Raw genomic sequence first — 19527 nt, forward strand, 5'->3', positions numbered from 1 at the left:
CGCACAGATGAACATCATTTTTTATCACCCTTTCTTTAACGCCCAGGACTGGCTGACAGGCCTGTCGCAGCGTCTGCCACAGGCGACGGTACGTGCCTGGCAACCAGGCGACGATCGCCCGGCGGATTATGCGCTGGTGTGGCGGCCGCCCTATGAGATGCTGGCGAATCGCGGCAAATTAAAAGGGGTTTTTGCCCTCGGAGCGGGCGTTGATGCCATCCTGGAACAAGAGCGCCAGCATCCCGGCACTCTGCCGGCAGGCGTTCCGCTGGTGCGCCTTGAGGACACCGGCATGGCGCAACAGATGCAGGAATATGCGCTTAGCTATGTGCTGCGTTATTTCCGCCGTTTTGATGAATATCAGTTACTGCAACAGCAGCAGAAGTGGCAACCGCTCGATCCCCATCAGCAGGAGAATTTCACCATTGGCATTTTGGGGGCGGGGGTGTTGGGGAAAAGCGTGGCGCTGAAACTGGCGGAGTTTGGTTTCAACGTGCGTTGCTGGAGCCGCAGCCCTAAACAGATTGCCGGCGTGCAGAGTTTTGCCGGTGCAGAGCAACGCGCCGCGTTTCTCGATGGCGTGCAATTGCTGATCAACCTGCTGCCCAATACGCCGGAAACCGCAGGTATCCTCAATCAGCAACTGTTTGCGCACCTGGCGCCTGGCGCTTACCTGATCAATCTGGCGCGTGGCGCGCATCTGGTTGAGGACGATTTACTGCAGGCGCTGGAGCAGGGGCAAATCGCCGCCGCTACGCTGGATGTGTTCGTTGACGAACCGCTGCCACAGGCGCATCCGTTCTGGCGTCATCCGCGTGTCACCATTACCCCGCATATTGCTGCCATCACCTTGCCGGAAGCGGCGATGGATCAGATAGCGGCAAACATCCGTGCGCTTGAATCCGGCCAAACACCGGCTGGCGTGGTGGATGTGCAACTGGGTTACTGATCTTTCGGTGATGCACCTGCTAAGCTAATTGAATAATAAACCGCGCCTGCCGCCGTATTTACGGCAGGCCGCCAAGAAGGAGAAGTAATGTACCCCGTTGATTTACATATGCACACCGTCGCCAGCACCCACGCCTACAGTACGCTGCATGACTACATCGTCGAAGCCCGGCAAAAGGGCATCAAACTGTTCGCCATCACCGACCATGGCCCGGATATGGCCGATGCGCCGCATTATTGGCACTTTATGAACATGCACGTGTGGCCACGTTTGGTGGACGGCGTGGGCATATTGCGCGGCATCGAGGCCAACATCAAAAACCTGCAGGGCGATATCGACTGCACCGGCCCGATGCTGGATAAAATCGACGTAATTATTGCCGGTTTCCACGAGCCGGTATTTGCACCGCAGGATAAAGCGGCCAATACCGAAGCGATGATCGCCGCGATGGCGCAAGGTGACGTGCACATAATCAGCCACCCTGGCAACCCAAGATATCCGATCGATATTGCGGCTGTTGCTGCCGCCGCGGCCAAATACGACGTGGCATTGGAACTGAACAATTCGTCGTTCACCCATTCGCGCAAGGGCAGCGAGGATAACTGCCGGGCCATCGCCGCCGCGGTTCGTGATGCCGGTGGCTGGTTAGCGCTGGGCTCGGATTCACACATTGCTTTCTCGCTCGGCGGTTTCGAGCACTGCGAACGCATCATTGCCGAGGTGGAGTTCCCGCAGGAGCGTATTCTCAACGTGAGCCCACGACGCCTGCTCGATTTTCTCGAGCGTCGCGGCAAGCCGGCGATTGCGGAATTGGCCGATTTGTGACATCGTCCCGGCAAATTTTTCCGTATTGTATAAGGCATTATCATGAATGAGTTTTCCGTTGTTTGCCGCGTGCTGGGTACGCTTTTTTATCGCCAGCCGCAGGATCCGTTGCTGGTGCCGCTGTTTACGCTGATCAAAGAAGGCAAGCTGCAACAGCACTGGCCGCTGGAACAGGACGAACTCTTGGTACGCCTGCAGCAGGGTTGTGATGTGAACCTGCTGTCCAGCGACTTCAACGCCATGTTCGTCGGCAGCGAATGCAGCGTGTCACCTTTCCGTTCGGCCTATGTTGAAGGGGCAACCGAAGCGGAAGTGCGTACTTTCCTGCAACAGCGCGGCATGCCGCTCGGAGAAGCGCCGGCCGATCATTTCGGTTCTTTGTTGCTGGCGGCCTCCTGGCTGGAAGACCAGTCTCAGGAAGACGAAGCGCAGGCGCAAATCACGCTGTTTGACGACTATCTGCTGCCATGGTGCGGCCGTTTTCTCGGCAAAGTAGAAGCTCACGCCACCACCGGTTTTTACCGCACTTTGGCGCTGTTGGCTCGCGAGTCGATTCAGGCAATGCGTGACGAACTGGCGGAATACGAACAGGAAGAAGACCAGCCGGGCGAAGAGGGCGAACAGCCTTAATCCGCGAGTGGCCGGCTAGCGCCTGATGGCGAAGTCGGCCTTTTCCCACCATCAATGTTCCCCGCTACACAGGTTTTCATCCCCCATACGTAAACTGACAAAAAATCCCCTAATCTGACGCTTTACCGGCGGCCTGGCCTTTTTGTGCCTGCACGCCTTGTTTCCTCACGCAAAGGGTAAAGCATGAAAAATAACTGGATGCAGCAGATCCAATCGATGATTGGGCAAAAGGCCGGTTCAATCGGCGGTTCGGAAGGTATCGGCAAGCTGCTGGCCCCGACTGCGCTGGGTGGCCTGGTGGGCGTTTTGCTGGCGAATAAGTCTTCGCGCAAGCTGGTCGGCAAATTTGGTAAGAATGCGTTGATTATCGGCGGCAGCGCAGCGGTTGGTGCAGTGCTGTGGAATAAGTACAAACAACGGGTGAAAGAAACCCACCAGAACGAACCGCAGTTTGGCCTGCAGACCACGCCGGTGGACTTGCGTGCCAAACGTCTGGTGCAGGCGCTGGTGTTTGCCGCCAAAAGCGACGGGCATATCGATGCGGAAGAAAAGCTCGCCATCGACCACAGCCTGGAACAGCTGCAGGTGGGTGAAGAAGCGCAAAAATGGGTGCAAGAGGCGATCGACCAGCCGCTTAACCCGGATTTGATCGCCCAGAGCGTCAAGAATGAAGACGAAGCGCTGGAGGTATATTACCTGAGCTGCATGGTGATCGACGTGGATCACTTTATGGAGCGTGGCTATCTTGATGCCCTGGCGCAGTCGTTGAAGATCCCGGCGGACGTCAAGCAGGGCATAGAAAACGACGTGAACGAGAAAAAACGCGAGCTGGCATAGCGCCGCTTGGCAAGCCGGGGGGAATCGTGTCACTCTTGCCTTAATCAAGGTAAGCGGATGATTTAACAATGATGACCCCCCCTAAGGCAGAAAAACGTCCTTATCCCATTACGGTTCACGGCGACACGCGTGTGGACGACTACTATTGGCTGCGCGACGACGATCGCGCAGACCCGCAGGTGTTGGACTACCTGCAGGCGGAAAACGCCTTCACCGATGCGGCGCTGAAACCGCAGCAGGCCCTGCGCGAAACGCTGTATGAAGAAATGGTGGCGCGCATTCCTCAGCAGGAACATTCAGTCCCCTATGTCAGAAACGGCTACCGCTATCAGACGCGCTTCGAACCGGGCAATGAATACGCGATTTATGTGCGTCAGCCGCAGACGGAAAGCGAACATTGGGACCCCCTGATCGACGGCAACCAGCGCGCCGAGCAGCGAGAGTTTTATACCCTTGGCGGGCTGGAAGTCAGCCCCGACAACCAACGGCTGGCGGTAGCGGAGGATTTCCTCTCCCGTCGCCAATACGACATTCGTTTCAAAAACCTCAGCGACGACAGCTGGACCGACGAAGTGCTGGAAAACACCTCCGGCAACTTCGAGTGGGCCAATGATTCAGCCACCGTGTATTACGTGCGTAAACACGCTAAAACGCTGTTACCGTATCAGGTCTATCGCCATGTGGTAGGTACCGATCCGCAGCTTGATGAATTGATCTACGAAGAGCTGGATGACACCTTCTACGTCGGGTTGGAAAAAACCACCTCCGAACGTTTCATTTTGATCCACCTGAGCAGCACCACCACCTCGGAAATTCTGCTGCTGGATGCCGATCGCGCCGACAGCACGCCGCAGATGTTTGTGCCGCGTCGCAAGGATCATGAATACGGTATCGATCACTATCACCAGCACTTCTACATCCGTTCCAACAAGGACGGCAAAAACTTCGGCCTGTATCAGAGCGAGCAGGCGGACGAAGCGCAGTGGCAGACGTTGATTGCTCCCCGCGTGGAAGTGATGCTGGAAGGCTTTAGCCTGTTCCGCGACTGGCTGGTGGTAGAGGAACGCAGCGAGGGGTTGACCCAACTGCGACAAATTCACTGGCAGAGCGGTGAAGTGAAGCGCATTGCCTTTGACGATCCGACCTACACCACCTGGCTGGCATACAATCCGGAGCCGGAAACCGAGCTGCTGCGCTATGGTTACTCCTCGATGACCACGCCCACTACGCTGTATGAGTTGAATCTTGACAGCGGCGAACGTGTGATGCTTAAACAGCAGGAAGTGAAAAACTTTACCCCGGAAAATTACCGCAGCGAGCGAGTCTGGGTGAAGGCGCGCGACGGTGTCGAGGTGCCGGTTTCGCTGGTTTATCGCCCGGATAGCTTCGTGCACGGCAGCAACCCGCTGATGGTGTATGGCTACGGCTCTTACGGCAGCAGCATGGATCCGGCCTTTAGCGCCAGCCGCTTGAGCCTGTTGGATCGTGGTTTTGTCTTTGCGCTGGCGCACATTCGCGGCGGCGGCGAATTGGGGCAGCTGTGGTACGAAGACGGCAAGCTGTTCAACAAGCAAAATACCTTCAACGACTTTATCGACGTGACGGAAACCTTGATTGCTCAAGGCTACGGCGATGCCAAACGGGTATTCGCCATGGGTGGCAGCGCCGGCGGCTTGCTGATGGGCGCGGTGATTAACCAGGCACCTCAGCTGTTCAACGGCATCGTGGCGCAAGTGCCGTTTGTCGACGTTGTCACCACCATGCTTGACGAGTCCATTCCACTGACCACCGGTGAATATGACGAGTGGGGCAACCCGAACGAACGAGCTTATTACGACTACATTTTGCAGTACAGCCCGTACGATCAGGTCAAGGCGCAGGATTACCCGCATATGCTGGTCACTACCGGCCTGCACGACTCGCAGGTACAGTATTGGGAACCGGCCAAGTGGGTAGCAAAATTGCGTGAGTTGAAAACTGACGACCGCCAACTGCTGCTGTATACCGATATGGATTCCGGCCACGGCGGCAAGTCGGGGCGTTTCAAGGCCTACGAGGATATCGCGCTGGAGTACGCCTTTATTTTGGCGCTGGCGGAGTAACCTTCTGGCGGGCGGCTGGCGCTGCCCGCTTTATTCAGCCGATCAGATAGTATTTCAGCGTGTGTTTCATGTCCGGGCTGAGATCTTCAATGGATTTCAGCATCCAGCGCAAATAGCCGGGATCTTCCTGCGCAATGCGATCAATTTCCTGCCCACGGTATTTTCCGAACTTAAACTTCTTCAACAGCACCGGCTGCTCGGTGATTTGCGCCATTTGCTCCGGCGTCCAGCCTGAATCCTTGATGATGCGTTGCAGCAGCGCGGCGGTCACGTAGCAGTCATACAATGCGCGGTGCGGATACAGCGTCGTGTCCTGCGGCAATTGCACATCCAGATTGAGCGCGTAGCGCAGATATTGGTTGCCGTATTTGATGTCCGGGTACAGGTTACGGGCCAGCTTCATGGTGCAGATCCAGGCGCCGTTCATTTCAGGCAGTACGCCGCGATCGAAAGCCGCATTGTGAGCGACATAGTAGGGGCTGCCGAGATAACGCCCGATCGCCACCGCGATCCGCGGTTTCCCTTCGACCATCTGCTCGGTAATGTGGTGAATGGCCATGGCTTCAATGCCAATTGGCCTGTCAGGGCTGATCAAATCGCTCATGGGATTGGTGATTTGCCCGTCAATCAGATCGACAGAGGCCACTTCGACCACGCCGCCTTCCAGCCCGCAGGTTTCAGTGTCTATTACGCGTAAATTCATGGTTTCCTCAGGATGGCTGCACAGGTTTAGCTTAACGGGCCGTTACGCCAATGCCAACCGTTGAAAGCGGGGACGTTATTTCAGGCAACAAAAAACCCGCCTTGGCGGGTTTAACTCTACGGTTAGAAGTTCGCTTACTCGCCGGACGTTTGCCCTTTCTTGGCGCGTTTGCCTGCGCGTTTTTCAGCAGGGGTTTTCAACGGCTTCTTCTTCGCATTTTTTTTGCTATCCATTCCCTTACTCATGATGGCCTCTCAGTTACCTATGGTTGGGTGGGTTGCTCAGCCATTAACCCCCTTACGCCTGTCGGATGCAAGCATGAAAGCAGGTGTTTTAGTTAATCGATTGTTTATAGGTTGAATTTTGTTTTTCAGGAAAGGCTGCTGAAAATATTTGATATGTTATAATATAACAATTAAATCCTAACCGGAGAGCGCCATGACAGTCGTTTCCATGTTAAACCAGCAACAGCTCCTGGCCATGCCGGAGTCTGACTACATGAACCCGGCGCAGCGGGCTTTTTTTCGCCAGCGCTTGCTGGAAGAGCAGCAAAAACTGCTGCAGCACATCGATGCGTTGAAGCGGGATATCGACAGCGGTGAAGTTTCAGGTGACGAAGCGGACAAGGCCGCGCGTGAAGAAGACTTGCGATTGCTGTTTCGCCAGTTGGATCGCGAAAGCCGTTTGCTGCCGAAAATCAGCGCGGCGCTGACGCGTTTGTATAACGGCGACTATGGTTATTGCCGTGAAAGCGGAGAGCCTATTGGCCTGGCGCGCTTGCTGTTGCGGCCAACGGCGGAACTGAGCATTGAGGCCAAAACCGCGCAGGAAATGCGCGAACCGCATCTGCGTAAGCGAGGTTGATTCTACGGCTGGCTCCCAACGGCCAGCCGGTATTTTGCCGGCAAGTCGTATTCATTTTAAGCAAACGAACCTTAACTTGTTGGGGAGCGTAGGAGTTTTCAGGATTTACCGTTGACCAAATGAGTGGCTTCGGCTTTGATGAGGGTATGACCCACAGAGAGACGGAAGCGCCATGGAACAATTACGAGGTTTGTACCCGCCGTTAGCAGCATATGACAGCGGTTGGCTGGACACCGGGGATGGCCACCGGATCTACTGGGAACTGAGCGGCAACCCGAACGGTAAACCGGCAGTCTTTATTCACGGTGGGCCGGGGGGCGGCATTTCCCCTTACCACCGGCAACTGTTCGATCCGCAGCGCTACAAGGTATTGCTGTTCGATCAGCGTGGCTGTGGCCGTTCCAAGCCGCATGCCAGCCTGGACAACAACACCACCTGGCACCTGGTGCAGGACATCGAACGGCTGCGCGAAATGGCCGGTGTCGATCAGTGGCTGGTGTTTGGCGGCTCCTGGGGCTCAACGTTGGCGTTGGCCTACGCACAGACTCATCCGCAGCGCGTCAGTGAAATGGTGCTGCGCGGCATCTTTACCCTGCGTAAGCAGGAGCTGCATTGGTACTATCAGGACGGCGCTTCGCGCTTCTTCCCGGAGAAGTGGGAACGTGTGTTGTCGATTCTTTCAGAGGAAGAACGCAAGGACGTGATTGCTTCTTACCGCCAGCGCCTGACCTCAACGGATCCGCAGGTGCAGCTGGAAGCGGCCAAACTGTGGAGCGTGTGGGAAGGGGAGACGGTGACCTTGCTGCCCAGCAGCGAGTCGGCTTCTTTTGGCGAGGACGATTTCGCGCTGGCGTTCGCCCGTATCGAAAACCACTACTTTACTCATCTGGGCTTCCTGGACAGCGACGATCAACTGCTGCGCAACGTTCCGCTGATCCGGCATATTCCGGCGGTGATCATCCATGGTCGTTACGATATGGCTTGTCAGGTACAAAACGCCTGGGATCTGGCGAAGGCTTGGCCGGAGGCGGAGCTGCATATTGTTGAGGGGGCCGGACACTCATTCGATGAGCCCGGCATCCTGCACCAGTTAATGCTGGCGACCGACAAATTTGCCGGCAAATGACACCGAGCCCGCCACTACGGCGGGCTTTTATTATTTGGATTTCGGTTCGTACGGCAGGCGCGAATACTTGTGCGATTCGGCACGGTAGTGCGCCACGCGTTCGCGGAAATAATCACGCAGGTGTTCGGGCTGTTCACGCTCAACCATTTCGGGGATCACCGGCATGTTGTAGCGCTCTTTGAACGCCACGCCGGAAGCTGCGAGATCAACGTTCACTTTGTCCATCTCTTCTTTGGAAAGCTCTGCCAAATTGTAACCCACCGTATTCTCCTTACTGTTACCGCATTGGATCAGCGCAGAAGGTAATCCACCCGGCGGCGCTTGGCAAGCCTGAAGCGCGCAGGGGGGGAAGGTCACCAATAATCGGTAACGGAAAAGGTTATTTATTATTCGTTCAGCAATGCAATTCATTTATTATTTTAAATAAGAATGATTCGCTTTTTGATTAAATTTACAGATGGAAATAGTTATCATAATTATTTAAATGAATAATTGGTATTTTTTATAACTATTTGATTTTATTTTAATTTAAAATTAAATCATCGATGATGTAAATCAGGTGTGTTTATTTTGTTTTCGTCAGGGCATAATGCGGAAAAATTAAGTTGATACCTGCAAAATAAAGGAATGATTATGCTGACGCCTGAAATGACCAAAAAGCTGAATGAGCAACTGAACCTGGAGTTCTACTCTGCCAACCTGTATCTGCAAATGAGTGCCTGGTGCAGCGATAAAGGCTTTGAAGGTGCCGCGGCATTCCTTAAAGAACACTCTCAGGAAGAGATGCAGCACATGCAGCGCCTGTTCGAATACCTCAGTGATACCGGTGCACTGCCGCTGCTGGGCACCATCGCCGCGCCGCCGGTTGAGTTTGGTTCCCTGGCAGAGGTGTTCCAACAGACGTACGAACATGAGCAACTGATCACCCGCCAGATTAATGAACTGGCGCACGCGGCAATGACCGCTCATGACTATTCAACCTTCAACTTCCTGCAGTGGTATGTTGCCGAGCAGCACGAAGAAGAGAAGCTGTTCAAATCCGTACTGGATAAACTGGCGCTGGTGGGCAACAGCGGCAATGCCCTGTTCTTCATTGATAAAGATCTGAAGAAAATGGGTGTGGCCGGCGAAAACGGTAACGGCCAGGCCTAATCCTTTTGTAGAAAACCGCGTGTCGGCGTTGGCCGGTGCGCGGTTTTTTTATGCCCTGCATTTATCGCGGTTTTACAGCGATATGTGCTACTGGATCGCAAAATGCCAGCGTTCTGCTCGACTTGCATAATGACACTCGTTATCATTTGACGCGATACGCTACAGGGAAGGTTGAGAGTCAAAACAGGGGGTTACTCCCATAATTCTGTTTACCCGTGGCGCAATCATCTGCGGTGGGTTGGGCTGCTGATACATCGCCCTGGCGGTTAGCCTGGCTCCTTATCACCCTCGATTATTGCTTTAAGGGATATCACTGTGATCGGTAAAATTCGGACTTCTTATCGCCTGCTTTCCACCATTTTCGTGCTGTTTGTCGGGCTGTCCTCACAGCAGGCACTGGCGCATGCCCATTTAAAAGTTGAAACGCCGGCGGCAGATGCCAGCGTGAGTCCGGCACCCAAGGTGCTGACGCTCAATTTCTCCGAGGGTATTGAGCCCAACTTCAGCGGCATTAAAATCACCGGCCCAGACAACGCCGAAGTGAAAACCGGCAAGCTGCAGCTCGATGCGAACAACAATACCCAGGTCAATCTGCCTATCGAAGGCGATCTGGCGGCAGGCAAATATAACGTCAGCTGGCATGTGGTGTCGGTCGACGGTCATAAAACCAAGGGCCAATATAGCTTCACCGTAAACTGACCCATGAGTCTGGCGACCCTGTTTGTCCTGTGTCGCTTTGTGCACTTTGCGGCGGTGATGCTGATGTTTGGCTCCAGCTTATTCACCGCCTTATTGTCGCCGCAGCGCCTTTCTCCGTATCTCACCCGTGATGTGCGTCCTTTATTGGTCTCTTGCACCTGGCTTGCCGGGCTTTCCGCTATTGCGTTGCTGGCTATTCAGGCCGGGCAGATGGGGGATGGCTGGGCAGATACCTGGCGGCTGGACGTGTGGTGGGCGGTACTGGGCACCACCTTTGGCGAGGTTTGGCGCTGGCACCTGGGCATTTCAATGCTGGCGTTGCTGAGCCTGTGGCTCGCCGAGCCACGTCGTACACAACTGCTGGCGCTGCTTTCCACATTGCTGTTGGTCAGCATGGCGTTTATCGGCCATGCGGCGATGCATGGCGGGGGGCTTGGCGCACTGCATCGTTTCAATCACGCGCTGCACCTGCTGGCGGCCGGGTACTGGTTTGGCAGCCTGTTGCCGCTGCTGGTCTGTTTGCGCTATCTGGCCCAACCGCAGTGGCGCAGCGACGCGGTGACCACATTGATACGCTTCTCGCGCTGGGGACACCTGGCTGTGGCGCTGGTGCTGCTGACCGGCGTAATCAACAGTTTGATCATTCTCGGCAGTTGGCCGTTGGACGTAGATTCTCCGTACCAACGCCTGCTGCTGTTTAAAACCGCGCTGGTGGCGCTGATGGTTATGGTGGCATTAGCCAACCGCTACGCCGTCGTCCCGGCGATGAGCAGCATGCCACGGCTGGCGCAGCGCGGGCTGGTGCTTGCCTGCTGGGCGGAGTTGGGGTTAGGGGCGGTGGTGCTGCTGTTGGTCAGTTTATTTGCAACCTATGCGCCGGTATAACATTCCGGCTTGCCGGATGCCCCCAAACTGCGGGAAAATTGAATCAAATAGCAACCCTAAGGCCATAACATGAAATCGGTATTACTTGGCATGACGCTGCTGGCAACCGCGACCGGTGCTTTGGCAGCAGACCAACTGGTGAACATCACCAAGCTGGAATACGGCAAGCAGTGGGCGTTCACCAAAGAAGAAGTGACGCTGCAGTGCCGCAGCGGCGGTGCGTTGTTCGTGCTCAACAACAGCACGCTGATGCAGTACCCGCTTAACGCGGCCGCAGAAGCGCAGGTGAAAGCAGGGCAGCAACGCGCTCAACCGCTGGACGTGATCCTGCTCGATGACGCCGCCAATCCGGGCCATAAGATGAGTGTTGAGCCGTACCGCGAACGCGCCGAGAAGCTCTGCGCGAGCTAATCGCTTATCCCCCAATGGCTTAGTGCGAGGTTAACCGGTGATGGATAATTGCACGAAATTAATTCCGCAATGAAACTATCACCGGCCGTGCGGCTGGCTGGCAAAAATAGCGCGGTAAGCTACTCTTAAAGTGCACGGCTGAACAAGCCTTGCACAAAATGCCAACTTTTAGCGCACGGCTCTCTCCCAAGAGCCATTTCCCTAGACCGAATATAGGAATCGTATTCGGTCTTTTTTTGTTTATCATTTTAAAACAGCAAGTTACAAACAAAACAACCACTTATCACGCCTCCTATTCTACCGTATTACACCCTTTTTCTTCTTCAGTCGCCACTTTGCCGCCACTGTCCTTGTACGTCTGTGTCAGTGGGTTGAGCGCTATTGCCTCCTCTAAATGGTCTGGCGCGAAATGGGCGTAGCGCATCGTTACCCTGATATCTGAGTGCCCAAGGATGCGCTGCAAGACTATGATATTCCCACCACCCATCATGAAGTGGCTAGCAAAGGTATGGCGGAGCACATGCGTCATTTGTCCTTCTGGCAAGGTTATATTCGCCAGTCTCAGAACTCGATAAAATTGCTTGTAGCAAGGATCAAACTCCTTTTCATCCAGTATTGTGAGCTCGTCATATAATTCTTTCGAGATGGGTACAGTTCTGTTTTTCTTCCCTTTGGTGTTGGTATACGTGATTTTATATTTTGATATCTGCGATGGCCTTAGTTTTGCGGCTTCATTCCATCTGGCGCCAGTTGATAGGCATATCTTTACGATGAGGGTTAGCTCTGGGTTGCCATGAGTATGGCAGGCGTTTATCAGTGCTTTTATTTTCTCATTGTTCAGCCATGCCATTTCCTTTTCTGGCTGATCAAACTCTCTGATGTTTTCTAGGGGGTTCGGCAAAGACCATTCCCCCAATCTTTTTAATTCGTTGAATACAGCCCGCAAAAAAGCTTGTTCACAGTTAACCGTTCCCGTGCTGACCTTCCTTGTTTCAAGACTGGTGCTATAGCCGTTATCGATTTCTCCGCGCAGCCGCTGATCGCGATAATGGGCCCAATCCCGTGGGGTAATCTCCGATGCTACCGGATCACCCATGCCGTTACAGATAATGACCAATTTGCCAAGTCGGCCTTTTTTGTCATTTAGCGAGCAGCCATGCAGCCTGTACCACAGATCGATCAACTCGCTAAGTTTTCGCTTGTCTTCCTTATCGCCCAGCCAAGGCTTGGACTTTGCCTGGTCGAGCTGATAGCTCTCGAAGGCGAGCGCCTCCCCCTTGGTGGCGAATTGCTTATGGGTACGCTTGCCGCCCCTCCCGTTGTGATAGAACTCGCACAGCCACTTGCCGGTGCTCAATTTTCTTACGGTCATACTCGTAGATCCAGTGAACCAAATTAGACATTGAATACTGTATATAATAACAGTATTCAATGTTTGTGTGCGGCTGGTTTAAACATGGATCAAAAAAACCGCCGTCGGCGGGTTTATGGTTAGAAGTGCAGGGCGGTTTGGCCAGACTTGGATGGGTGCGGTGGCGCCGGGTCAACCTGACCGGGCTTAACAATGGAGCGCACAAAAGTTTCCATCGTGATAAAGACATGGCTGCAATTCACGTTTGTGCATTGGTTGTAACGCTCTTTTGTCGTTGCTGTCACTTCGTTACTACTGCGGGTGTGCGCCGCATGGCCACACAAAGGGCATCACATCATGGTATTAGCCTCTACTGTATCGATATACATACAATAGCACGATGTTTGAAAAATCGAATATTAAACTTGCATATCACTCCATGTTGAGGTCGGTTATCTTCACTTCAAGTTCCAGTGCCGTGGTAAATCCGCCATCTGCCACTGTGTGCGTTACCGTTGTAATTGTCCAGTTTGCAGCGTCGATCTGGCGCTTGAAACCTTTACTGATACCGGTACTTCGGGGTAAAGCTCTGCCCGGCCCTTGGCCAGCGCAATTGAGAATTGCGCGGCGCCGCGTTGGATTCGTTCCCAGTTTGCCTTGGCTGCCCGGCGAGCGTTGGACGCATTTGCGTAGGTCCGACTCAATACATAAACGTTATCGTCGGTGCCTACCAGGTATTCTCCCTGTTTATCCTGGGCTGGCACTTTTGCGGTGGTCGTCTTACGCTTGCGCTTCCTCTTTACCTTTACCGTTTGTGGTTTTGCCGTTTTTGTGTCGAGCCAGCTGGCAGAAACGCCGGTATATGCATCTCTGTCGGCCAGGGTGAATTGGTGCTCATCACCGTCAGCTCGCACAATTGTCATTGCCGATAGCGGCTTGCCGCTGGCGTTCACGCCTTGGCCCTGCCTGATGAATAGCAGTCTTCCATATTTTACTGCAGCAATCGCACCTACGCGGCGCGCCAGGCGCATCAGGAAGCTGCCATCTGATTCATTCGTTTGGTCGATGTGGTCGATAGTCATGGCGGCCATTTGCGGACTGATGGCCTGCTCCAGTTTATGGCGGGCTGCAAATTGTTTAACGATCTCGCCGATGGTGGTTTTTGAATATGACTTTTCACGCTTGATATTAAGCGTGTTCCTGAAGTCGGCGCTTCTGCCGCGCAGTGTCACCTTGTCAGGCGCGCCGGAATGGCCAATCTCGTCAATGGTGAAGGCGCCTTTATTGATCATTGGTTCGCCTTTCCAGCCCAATTGCAGCTCCAATTGGACACCGCGCGAAGGCAGATCAACAGCGCCATCGGCATCGTCAAGTTCGATATCAAGCTGATCCGCCTCGAATCCGCGGTTGTCTGTCAACGTGAGGGATATCAGCCGGCTTTCCAGTCTTGTGGTTATATCCTTGCCATTAAGAGTGATCTTGAACGCGGGCGTGCTATCCCGGCCGCTTAACCAGTCTGGCGTGGTCATGAAAGAAGCCCTCCAATAGCTGTTGCCGCCTGATCTTTCATGATGCTCAGTTGCTCCTGGAGGTCGCCGAGCATGGTGCCCAGGTCATCATCTACGCGCTTTAACTTAAGCGTGAACTCAATGCGCCTGGCGCCGCCATCCTTTAAGAATACGGACTTGTTAAGATCTAGCCCTTCAATGACAAACATCCCGTAAATGGTCCCACTGCCATCCAGCAAAGACCACGCCTTGCCGAGATCGGCGATTGTTTGCAGGGCTAGCAATGACAGGCGGCCGCCGGTGATTTCCGGTAGCAACACGCCACTGAGTGTAATGGTGTCGTTTTCTGGACCAACATACTGCGCTGAGGGTCGTTTCCCTACACGGTTGTTAGTAGGGTAGCGCCAGGCCATTTGATGCTGCAGCTCCTGATAGGGAACCGTTTCAAGCATAAAGACGTATAACCCTAGTGCCATCATCATAATTCCCACCCCAGATCTCGATCAGAAAAATTACTGCGCGCCTTGGCCGCGTCTTTTTGCATGTGCTCCCGGAGCGCTTTCACCGCGTCTGTTGCTACAGCTTTGCCGTTCTGGTTATTCCTGGCGTCAACACTGAGATCGATCTTGGGCTGGTAGTAGAAGTTACCGCCGCTTGGTGCCTTAACTGGTTTCATGCTGGAGCCAGTAAAACGAATGGCCATATCATTGGCCGTGTAGCCTGTGGGGGCTGGCTCGCCCACAGAACCATATTTCTGGGCGATGGGGTTATTTTTTAGCAGCTCATTCGTCTGTGCCAATGCCTCATTTTTTTGCGGCAATAGGTCCAGCTTTTCAAGCAACCATTTAAATCCATCCATGACGGCGCGCAGTGGGGCGGTGATAACGTCCAGTCCTCGCTTCAGGCCAGTGCCAATTTTTTCAGCAGCAATACTGGCCGACCGTTTTATTTCTTCCCAGGTTTTGCTGGCTTTGACGCTTATGCTGGTCCAGAAACCAGAAATATAATCCTTGATGGCCTGCCACTTCTCGCTGGTATATGCACTGATGCCGTCCCATAGTCTTTTTATTTTCGGGCCTAGGGTGTCCCAATTCATCCAGATGTAGATGGCTGCAGCGGCGATAGCGGCCGCCACTGCAAGGATAGGATTTGCGAGCATCATACGCCCCATCCATAGAATTGCGGCTCCAACCCCTCTGATAGCTTTAGCCAATAACATCATCACTGATGGCCCTTTGATCCCCAGAATGGACAAAGAGAATCGCAATAGAGCAAATGGCCCTAGGATTGCCGCAACACCTAACATTAGCCCACCAAGCGCCACAGTGATCGCCGTAACTGCAGCTGCCGTTTTAATTAAAACTGCGGCCATTCTGGGGTGTGACTCGATAAATCTACGAGTCCATCCGATGATGTTTTTAAACCAACTCATGATGTCCATTAACGCCGGGCGTAACTTTTCGCCCAGATCGCTAAACATATTTACAGCGCCAGTTTTTAGAAGCAGGAATTGAGATGATAGGGAATCTTTATCGATATTTGATTCCCTTTGCATTGAACCCTTCGCATTTCCGCCTTGAGTCAGGTTTAACTGCCTAATAAATTCATCAACCTGTAAACCAAGTTTCTGAGCATCATCGCCAAATTCTTTACCAAACAACATTGTCATGACGCTGAGTTGTCTCTCTTTAGAGAGCCCCTTAATTCTGCCAAGCACATCCTTGATCGTATCTACAACGTTATATGCAATCCCTTTCTCAAGTTTATTGGCGTTCAAACCCAGAATTTTCATTCCTTGCAGGAACCTTTTTCCCTGCATCGAAGCTATACCCAATTCACGAACCATAGCTTTACTTGCTGAAGCTGCAATTTCTGGCTGGGCGCCCAACGAAAGGAATGTAGAACCAAGGGCTGCAGCTTGTTTGTAATTTAACTTATCCGCAGTATCCCCCATCCTTTGCAGTACATTTATAATGTCTGCACCCTTTGCCTGGGTATTGTCGTCCAGATAATTAAGTGTGTCTCCGAGCTCTTCTATTTTCTTAGTCGGCACACCATACAGGAATGCTATCTTTCCCAGGTCGTCAGCCAATTGGTCGGCGGGTAACTCAAATGCTTTAGCAGCTTTCGCCGCAGTCATTGCGAACCCAAGGAGATCGGCTTTCTGCTTTAACCAAGGGTCTTTATCGCTAGCGACGCCCATTCTTGCGCCGCCCTCAACCAAAGCAGCGAAGTCTACAGCCCCATTTTCCATTGGTTGTAGTTCTGCCGCTGCCTTGATTGCCTTCTGAGTTTCGTAATATTTTGCGGTGCGATTCCCATTGCCATCCAACAGGGGGTTTACCTGTTTGGCTACACCCTTCATTGCATCTTCCAGGTTACTGTAGCTCTTGATTGCTGCCACAACTGGCAAGCCTGTCGAAACCCCGGCGGCCATTGTTGCGGCTCCGGTTCCCGCGATGTTGTTTCTCAACTCTCTGGTTTTGTCATATTGCGCTTTTGCAGCATTCATTCTGCGCTGTTGCTCGCCAGCCCGTTTTAGTTGGCGATTCTGTTTGTAGCACCGGCGCCATCGGTGGCATAAATCCCCATACGGTAAAGCTCTGAGCGCACCCGGCCCATCTGAGCGACTTCGCTCTTTTGCCTTTGCTCCAGTCGGTCTACCGCGCGCCACTGATCCTCTAGGGCTTTTGTCTGCTTTTTGGTGGGATTTTCAAGCGCGCCCATTTCGCGCGTCATCATCTGGGCTTTCAGCTTGGCGCCGGCCAGCTCTTCGGCTGTTTTCTTAATGGACGTCTGCAGCGAATTGAAGGTGTTCACCTGGTCGCCAGCGGCGCTCAGTCGCTTCAGTTCATCACGGGAGTTTTTGACGGCAGCGGCCAGCGCTTTATTGCTGGCCTGCATGGTCTTAAAGGGGCGGGTGATTTTGTCCACCGCGTTCAGGATAACCTGCAGTCTTAGATTGCGGTCACTCATCACTTTCTCCGCTTCGAATCAGTGCCCGGTGCCGCCAGTCCCAAAGTTCGGTTAAGGTGAACTGGTACATTTCCGACGGCGGCCAGTGGAAGATGGCGGCGATATCCGCCATCAGGTCTTCAACGGTTAAACCGGCCGGGATTCCAGCGCCGATTTCGGCAACAAAAAACTGACGATGCCGCCCGCCAGCTGCGTAAAGTCAGCCGGATCCATTTCGCTGATTTCCTGCTGCGTCAGTGAGGGTGTGGAAACGCGCGGCAAGACGGTTGCCACCGCGGAATAATCCATTTCCAGTAGGTCGGCCAGCTTCACACCACGCAGCGCGCCAGACTGCGGCTTGGTTAGGGTGATCTCGGTGATTTCGGTCTTGCCGCGCTGAATTGGGGTGTCCAGTGTCACCTTGGTCGGTTCGGTCATTTGGTTGTGCTCCACGATTTTCAGAAAGAAGAGGGCGCCGGCGTTCCGGCGCCGAAGGAATTACAGGCCGATGGCTTGGCGGTGCTCAGCCAGGCGGTCGACGCCGCCAAAGCTTTCGATCATGTTCACCGTGTCGATCTCGCAAATTTCCTTGCCAGCGATGGTCAACTTGAAGTAGGTCACGGCGGTAGAAATTTTGGTGGTCGAGTTTTCGCCCTGCTTGTGCTCGCCAAAATCCAGCTCTTTATGACGGCCGCGGATCACCGCTTCGACCGCCTGCACTTCGCCGGTGTCGTCGCGCTGAATTGAGCCGGTATAACGCAGCATGACGCCATCCAGTTTTGCGACGCCCATTTGCTTAATCGGCAGTGCTTCGATGCCGCCAATTGTCCATTCAATATCAAGCGCGTCGTCATCCAACCCCAGATCGACTTTGGCGCTACCGCTCATGCCGCCGCCGCGGTAGTTCTCAAGCTTGCGCGTCAGCTTTGGCAGCGTCAGGGACTCAACGATCCCCTGCCAGTTGTTCCCCTCATTGAAGAGGTTCAGGTATTTCAATTTGCGTGGTAATGCCATTGCGTGCCCCTTAGCTGTTCACGTTCTGGGTGAAATTGACCAGGTACTGATCAGTGATGCGCTGGCGTAACAGCAGGTTTTCCAGCGGTGGGACCGGCGTATAGTCGTAATCAATGACCAGTTTCCCGGCTTTCAGCGTGTCCTTGTCGTTGGCTGCATCATCGATCCAGGCATTACCGTCAATGATGTAGCCGGCAGATTTCAGCTCACGGAATTTGGCCTTGATACCTTCCAGGATATCTTTGGCCAGTGATGGGTGCAGTGGCATGTCAACGGCCCACATGTGCGCCTCTGCCATTGTGTCCGCCAACACCTGCGCAGTGCGGGTGTAGTTTTCAAACTGGAACAATGGATCATCGGAACAGGTGCGGGAGCCCCAAAACTTAAAGCCATCTTTGCGGATTAGCGTGGTGACGTCGTTCTTGTTCAGCAGGTTGGCATCGGTTGCGCTGTCCTGCAGGTCCCAAAACACATCCGCACTGATGCCGGTCACGCCATTAACGCCGACGTTTGACAGCGTTTTGTGCCAACCGGTCTGCTGGTCAATTTTGGCGCGCAGGCCCAATGCGCGGGCGGTAGCGAAAGCCTTCGCGTCTGCATTGGTCACAGTGTCCCAACTCAGAAAATCTGGCCAGATCAGCATGGCCTCGCGCTGACTGAAGTTCTCGCGATACGCGATAGCTTCGGAAACCGTCTTGCAGCCATAGGCGCTCAGATAGGCGAAGGCGCGCAGGTTCTGCGCCACTGACAGCAATTCAGTGGCGACGGCCTTACTGTCGTGACCAGGCACACCCAGAATGAGCGGCTTCACACCTAACAGACTTTGCGCAGCCAGTAGGGCTTTCATGCCGGTTTTCTTGCCGGTGGTGGTGTCGACGCCGCCGATAATGTTGGTTGTGGTTTCCGCCTCGGTGTCGCCCTGTTCCACACGGACAACAACGGTGACAGGTTTTGCCTGATCGGCAATTGCGTCCAGGGAGCGGGCGAGGGTGCCGGTTTCGCCGGCCTTGCCGCTGGCGGCCAGTACGTCGGTCAGCAATACGGGGGTGTTGAGCGGGAAGGCCGCAGCATCGGCATCGTCGGCGGTGCAGACCATCCCCACAATGGCGGTGCTTACGGTTGTGATTGTGCGGGTGCCCTCGTTAATTTCGAGGACACGAACGCCGTGATGATAATCTTCAGCCATCGGGCGGATCTCCGGTTCCGGTTAAGGTTTCTCCGCTATGGTGTTCGCTGATGGCGTCAAGTGCATGCGCTGGGCATTGTGTGGCGGCTGGCACAATGGCCAGGTGTCTTGCTGTGGGGGCTATGTTTTCCCGGTATGGCCAACACAGTCAATGATGGCTGTGCTGCAGGAAAAAATGAAGCCTCTGAATGGGGCTTATGTGTATCAGCTCAAACTTAACCTGACAGTTACCACTGGCATCACTTAAACAAATCTGGCAGTCAGTTTTGAGCGAGAAGCTGAAATTATATATCAACGTGAACAGTATTATGTATAGATGACTGATTCAAT

Annotated in this window: 22 protein-coding genes and 1 pseudogene; 11 read left to right on the top strand and 12 right to left on the bottom strand. The window is 53.8% G+C overall.

Translation table 11 applies throughout. From position 1 onward, the window contains the following. The first annotated feature begins 7 nt into the window (after positions 1-7). The 5 genes from ghrA to AC1RKG_RS07170 all read left to right on the top strand — a co-directional run bounded on the left by ghrA (position 8) and on the right by AC1RKG_RS07170 (position 5343). Positions 8-949, top strand: coding sequence for a glyoxylate/hydroxypyruvate reductase GhrA (ghrA, locus tag AC1RKG_RS07150; RefSeq protein WP_116690741.1), 942 nt, complete (start codon positions 8-10; stop codon positions 947-949). 87 nt (positions 950-1036) lie between these two features. Next, a complete protein-coding gene (locus AC1RKG_RS07155) occupies positions 1037-1774 on the top strand; it encodes a phosphatase (RefSeq protein WP_122078614.1) in 738 nt (245 codons plus the stop codon). Positions 1775-1816: 42 nt separating this feature from the next. After that, entirely contained in the window at positions 1817-2404 is a 588-nt protein-coding gene (locus tag AC1RKG_RS07160; RefSeq protein ID WP_020826370.1) for a TorD/DmsD family molecular chaperone, read from the top strand. Between the two features lie 183 nt (positions 2405-2587). Continuing rightward, positions 2588-3241: a tellurite resistance TerB family protein gene (locus AC1RKG_RS07165; RefSeq protein ID WP_020826371.1), complete on the top strand. Its 654-nt coding sequence runs from the start codon at positions 2588-2590 to the stop codon at positions 3239-3241. Between the two features lie 68 nt (positions 3242-3309). Next, the gene (locus tag AC1RKG_RS07170; protein WP_493182482.1) at positions 3310-5343 is read left to right on the top strand and encodes a S9 family peptidase; all 2034 of its coding nucleotides are present in this window, start codon (positions 3310-3312) and stop codon (positions 5341-5343) included. A gap of 34 nt (positions 5344-5377) precedes the next feature. On the opposite strand, the gene exoX is transcribed toward AC1RKG_RS07170, so the two are convergent. After that, positions 5378-6046, bottom strand: a complete 669-nt coding sequence (gene exoX, locus AC1RKG_RS07175) for an exodeoxyribonuclease X (protein WP_020826373.1) — start codon at positions 6044-6046, stop codon at positions 5378-5380. A 438-nt stretch (positions 6047-6484) separates the two neighbouring features. On the opposite strand from exoX, the gene dksA reads away from it, so the two are divergent. Both dksA and pip read left to right on the top strand, forming a co-directional pair. Further along, positions 6485-6910: an RNA polymerase-binding protein DksA gene (gene dksA / locus AC1RKG_RS07180; protein ID WP_020826374.1), complete on the top strand. Its 426-nt coding sequence runs from the start codon at positions 6485-6487 to the stop codon at positions 6908-6910. Positions 6911-7082: 172 nt separating this feature from the next. Next, a complete protein-coding gene (pip, locus tag AC1RKG_RS07185) occupies positions 7083-8036 on the top strand; it encodes a prolyl aminopeptidase (protein WP_020826375.1) in 954 nt (317 codons plus the stop codon). A 30-nt stretch (positions 8037-8066) separates the two neighbouring features. Here pip and AC1RKG_RS07190 read toward each other — a convergent pair whose 3' ends face one another. Next, positions 8067-8297, bottom strand: coding sequence for a DNA polymerase III subunit theta (locus AC1RKG_RS07190; RefSeq protein WP_020826376.1), 231 nt, complete (start codon positions 8295-8297; stop codon positions 8067-8069). Between the two features lie 372 nt (positions 8298-8669). Here AC1RKG_RS07190 and ftnA point away from each other — a divergent pair, with 372 nt between their 5' ends. From ftnA to AC1RKG_RS07210, 4 genes are all read left to right on the top strand, one after another. Beyond that, complete coding sequence (gene ftnA / locus AC1RKG_RS07195; protein ID WP_493182484.1) at positions 8670-9188, top strand: non-heme ferritin; 519 nt, start codon at positions 8670-8672, stop codon at positions 9186-9188. A 315-nt stretch (positions 9189-9503) separates the two neighbouring features. After that, positions 9504-9887 (top strand): CopC domain-containing protein YobA, encoded by a 384-nt coding sequence (yobA, locus tag AC1RKG_RS07200; protein ID WP_020826378.1) that lies wholly within the window; start codon positions 9504-9506, stop codon positions 9885-9887. 3 nt (positions 9888-9890) lie between these two features. After that, a complete protein-coding gene (copD, locus tag AC1RKG_RS07205) occupies positions 9891-10772 on the top strand; it encodes a copper homeostasis membrane protein CopD (RefSeq protein WP_116690737.1) in 882 nt (293 codons plus the stop codon). Positions 10773-10841: 69 nt separating this feature from the next. Further along, on the top strand, positions 10842-11183 hold the full coding sequence (locus AC1RKG_RS07210) for a YebY family protein (protein ID WP_201895383.1): 342 nt from the start codon (positions 10842-10844) through the stop codon (positions 11181-11183). Between the two features lie 292 nt (positions 11184-11475). On the opposite strand, the gene AC1RKG_RS07215 is transcribed toward AC1RKG_RS07210, so the two are convergent. The 10 genes and pseudogenes from AC1RKG_RS07215 to AC1RKG_RS07260 form a co-directional block, all read right to left on the bottom strand. Then, entirely contained in the window at positions 11476-12555 is a 1080-nt protein-coding gene (locus tag AC1RKG_RS07215) for a phage integrase (protein WP_493182486.1), read from the bottom strand. Positions 12556-12674: 119 nt separating this feature from the next. After that, positions 12675-12878 (bottom strand): ogr/Delta-like zinc finger family protein, encoded by a 204-nt coding sequence (locus AC1RKG_RS07220; protein ID WP_493182488.1) that lies wholly within the window; start codon positions 12876-12878, stop codon positions 12675-12677. Between the two features lie 88 nt (positions 12879-12966). Further along, a pseudogene (locus AC1RKG_RS07225) lies at positions 12967-14063 on the bottom strand (phage late control D family protein). Beyond that, positions 14060-14524: a phage tail protein gene (locus tag AC1RKG_RS07230; protein ID WP_493182490.1), complete on the bottom strand. Its 465-nt coding sequence runs from the start codon at positions 14522-14524 to the stop codon at positions 14060-14062. The pseudogene AC1RKG_RS07225 and the gene AC1RKG_RS07230 overlap by 4 nt, the downstream one beginning before the upstream one ends. Then, on the bottom strand, positions 14521-16554 hold the full coding sequence (locus tag AC1RKG_RS07235; RefSeq protein WP_493182491.1) for a phage tail tape measure protein: 2034 nt from the start codon (positions 16552-16554) through the stop codon (positions 14521-14523). The genes AC1RKG_RS07230 and AC1RKG_RS07235 overlap by 4 nt, the downstream gene beginning before the upstream one ends. Positions 16555-16580: 26 nt before the next feature. Then, complete coding sequence (locus AC1RKG_RS07240; RefSeq protein ID WP_493182493.1) at positions 16581-17018, bottom strand: hypothetical protein; 438 nt, start codon at positions 17016-17018, stop codon at positions 16581-16583. Then, positions 17011-17130: a GpE family phage tail protein gene (locus AC1RKG_RS07245; RefSeq protein WP_493182495.1), complete on the bottom strand. Its 120-nt coding sequence runs from the start codon at positions 17128-17130 to the stop codon at positions 17011-17013. The genes AC1RKG_RS07240 and AC1RKG_RS07245 overlap by 8 nt, the downstream gene beginning before the upstream one ends. A gap of 14 nt (positions 17131-17144) precedes the next feature. Beyond that, the gene (locus AC1RKG_RS07250; protein WP_126178866.1) at positions 17145-17435 is read right to left on the bottom strand and encodes a phage tail assembly protein; all 291 of its coding nucleotides are present in this window, start codon (positions 17433-17435) and stop codon (positions 17145-17147) included. A gap of 60 nt (positions 17436-17495) precedes the next feature. Further along, entirely contained in the window at positions 17496-18011 is a 516-nt protein-coding gene (locus AC1RKG_RS07255; RefSeq protein ID WP_493182496.1) for a phage major tail tube protein, read from the bottom strand. A gap of 10 nt (positions 18012-18021) precedes the next feature. Further along, positions 18022-19197 (bottom strand): phage tail sheath protein, encoded by a 1176-nt coding sequence (locus tag AC1RKG_RS07260; protein WP_493182498.1) that lies wholly within the window; start codon positions 19195-19197, stop codon positions 18022-18024. Positions 19198-19527: the final 330 nt, after the last annotated feature.

The sequence above is a fragment of the Serratia sp. GW822-FHT06D09 genome, assembly GCF_058799515.1.

What these genes read in the sequence shown, in the direction of transcription:
- AC1RKG_RS07255 (WP_493182496.1), bottom strand. Translation starts at nt 18,011, where the DNA reads ATGGCATTACCACGCAAATTGAAATACCTGAACCTCTTCAATGAGGGG.
- AC1RKG_RS07235 (WP_493182491.1), bottom strand. Translation starts at nt 16,554, where the DNA reads ATGAATGCTGCAAAAGCGCAATATGACAAAACCAGAGAGTTGAGAAAC.
- AC1RKG_RS07215 (WP_493182486.1), bottom strand. Translation starts at nt 12,555, where the DNA reads ATGACCGTAAGAAAATTGAGCACCGGCAAGTGGCTGTGCGAGTTCTAT.
- AC1RKG_RS07260 (WP_493182498.1), bottom strand. Translation starts at nt 19,197, where the DNA reads ATGGCTGAAGATTATCATCACGGCGTTCGTGTCCTCGAAATTAACGAG.
- AC1RKG_RS07160 (WP_020826370.1), top strand. Translation starts at nt 1,817, where the DNA reads ATGAATGAGTTTTCCGTTGTTTGCCGCGTGCTGGGTACGCTTTTTTAT.
- AC1RKG_RS07245 (WP_493182495.1), bottom strand. Translation starts at nt 17,130, where the DNA reads ATGGCGGATATCGCCGCCATCTTCCACTGGCCGCCGTCGGAAATGTAC.
- AC1RKG_RS07155 (WP_122078614.1), top strand. Translation starts at nt 1,037, where the DNA reads ATGTACCCCGTTGATTTACATATGCACACCGTCGCCAGCACCCACGCC.
- copD (WP_116690737.1), top strand. Translation starts at nt 9,891, where the DNA reads ATGAGTCTGGCGACCCTGTTTGTCCTGTGTCGCTTTGTGCACTTTGCG.
- dksA (WP_020826374.1), top strand. Translation starts at nt 6,485, where the DNA reads ATGACAGTCGTTTCCATGTTAAACCAGCAACAGCTCCTGGCCATGCCG.
- AC1RKG_RS07230 (WP_493182490.1), bottom strand. Translation starts at nt 14,524, where the DNA reads ATGATGATGGCACTAGGGTTATACGTCTTTATGCTTGAAACGGTTCCC.
- AC1RKG_RS07170 (WP_493182482.1), top strand. Translation starts at nt 3,310, where the DNA reads ATGATGACCCCCCCTAAGGCAGAAAAACGTCCTTATCCCATTACGGTT.
- exoX (WP_020826373.1), bottom strand. Translation starts at nt 6,046, where the DNA reads ATGAATTTACGCGTAATAGACACTGAAACCTGCGGGCTGGAAGGCGGC.
- AC1RKG_RS07250 (WP_126178866.1), bottom strand. Translation starts at nt 17,435, where the DNA reads ATGACCGAACCGACCAAGGTGACACTGGACACCCCAATTCAGCGCGGC.
- AC1RKG_RS07210 (WP_201895383.1), top strand. Translation starts at nt 10,842, where the DNA reads ATGAAATCGGTATTACTTGGCATGACGCTGCTGGCAACCGCGACCGGT.
- AC1RKG_RS07165 (WP_020826371.1), top strand. Translation starts at nt 2,588, where the DNA reads ATGAAAAATAACTGGATGCAGCAGATCCAATCGATGATTGGGCAAAAG.
- pip (WP_020826375.1), top strand. Translation starts at nt 7,083, where the DNA reads ATGGAACAATTACGAGGTTTGTACCCGCCGTTAGCAGCATATGACAGC.
- ghrA (WP_116690741.1), top strand. Translation starts at nt 8, where the DNA reads ATGAACATCATTTTTTATCACCCTTTCTTTAACGCCCAGGACTGGCTG.
- ftnA (WP_493182484.1), top strand. Translation starts at nt 8,670, where the DNA reads ATGCTGACGCCTGAAATGACCAAAAAGCTGAATGAGCAACTGAACCTG.
- AC1RKG_RS07240 (WP_493182493.1), bottom strand. Translation starts at nt 17,018, where the DNA reads ATGAGTGACCGCAATCTAAGACTGCAGGTTATCCTGAACGCGGTGGAC.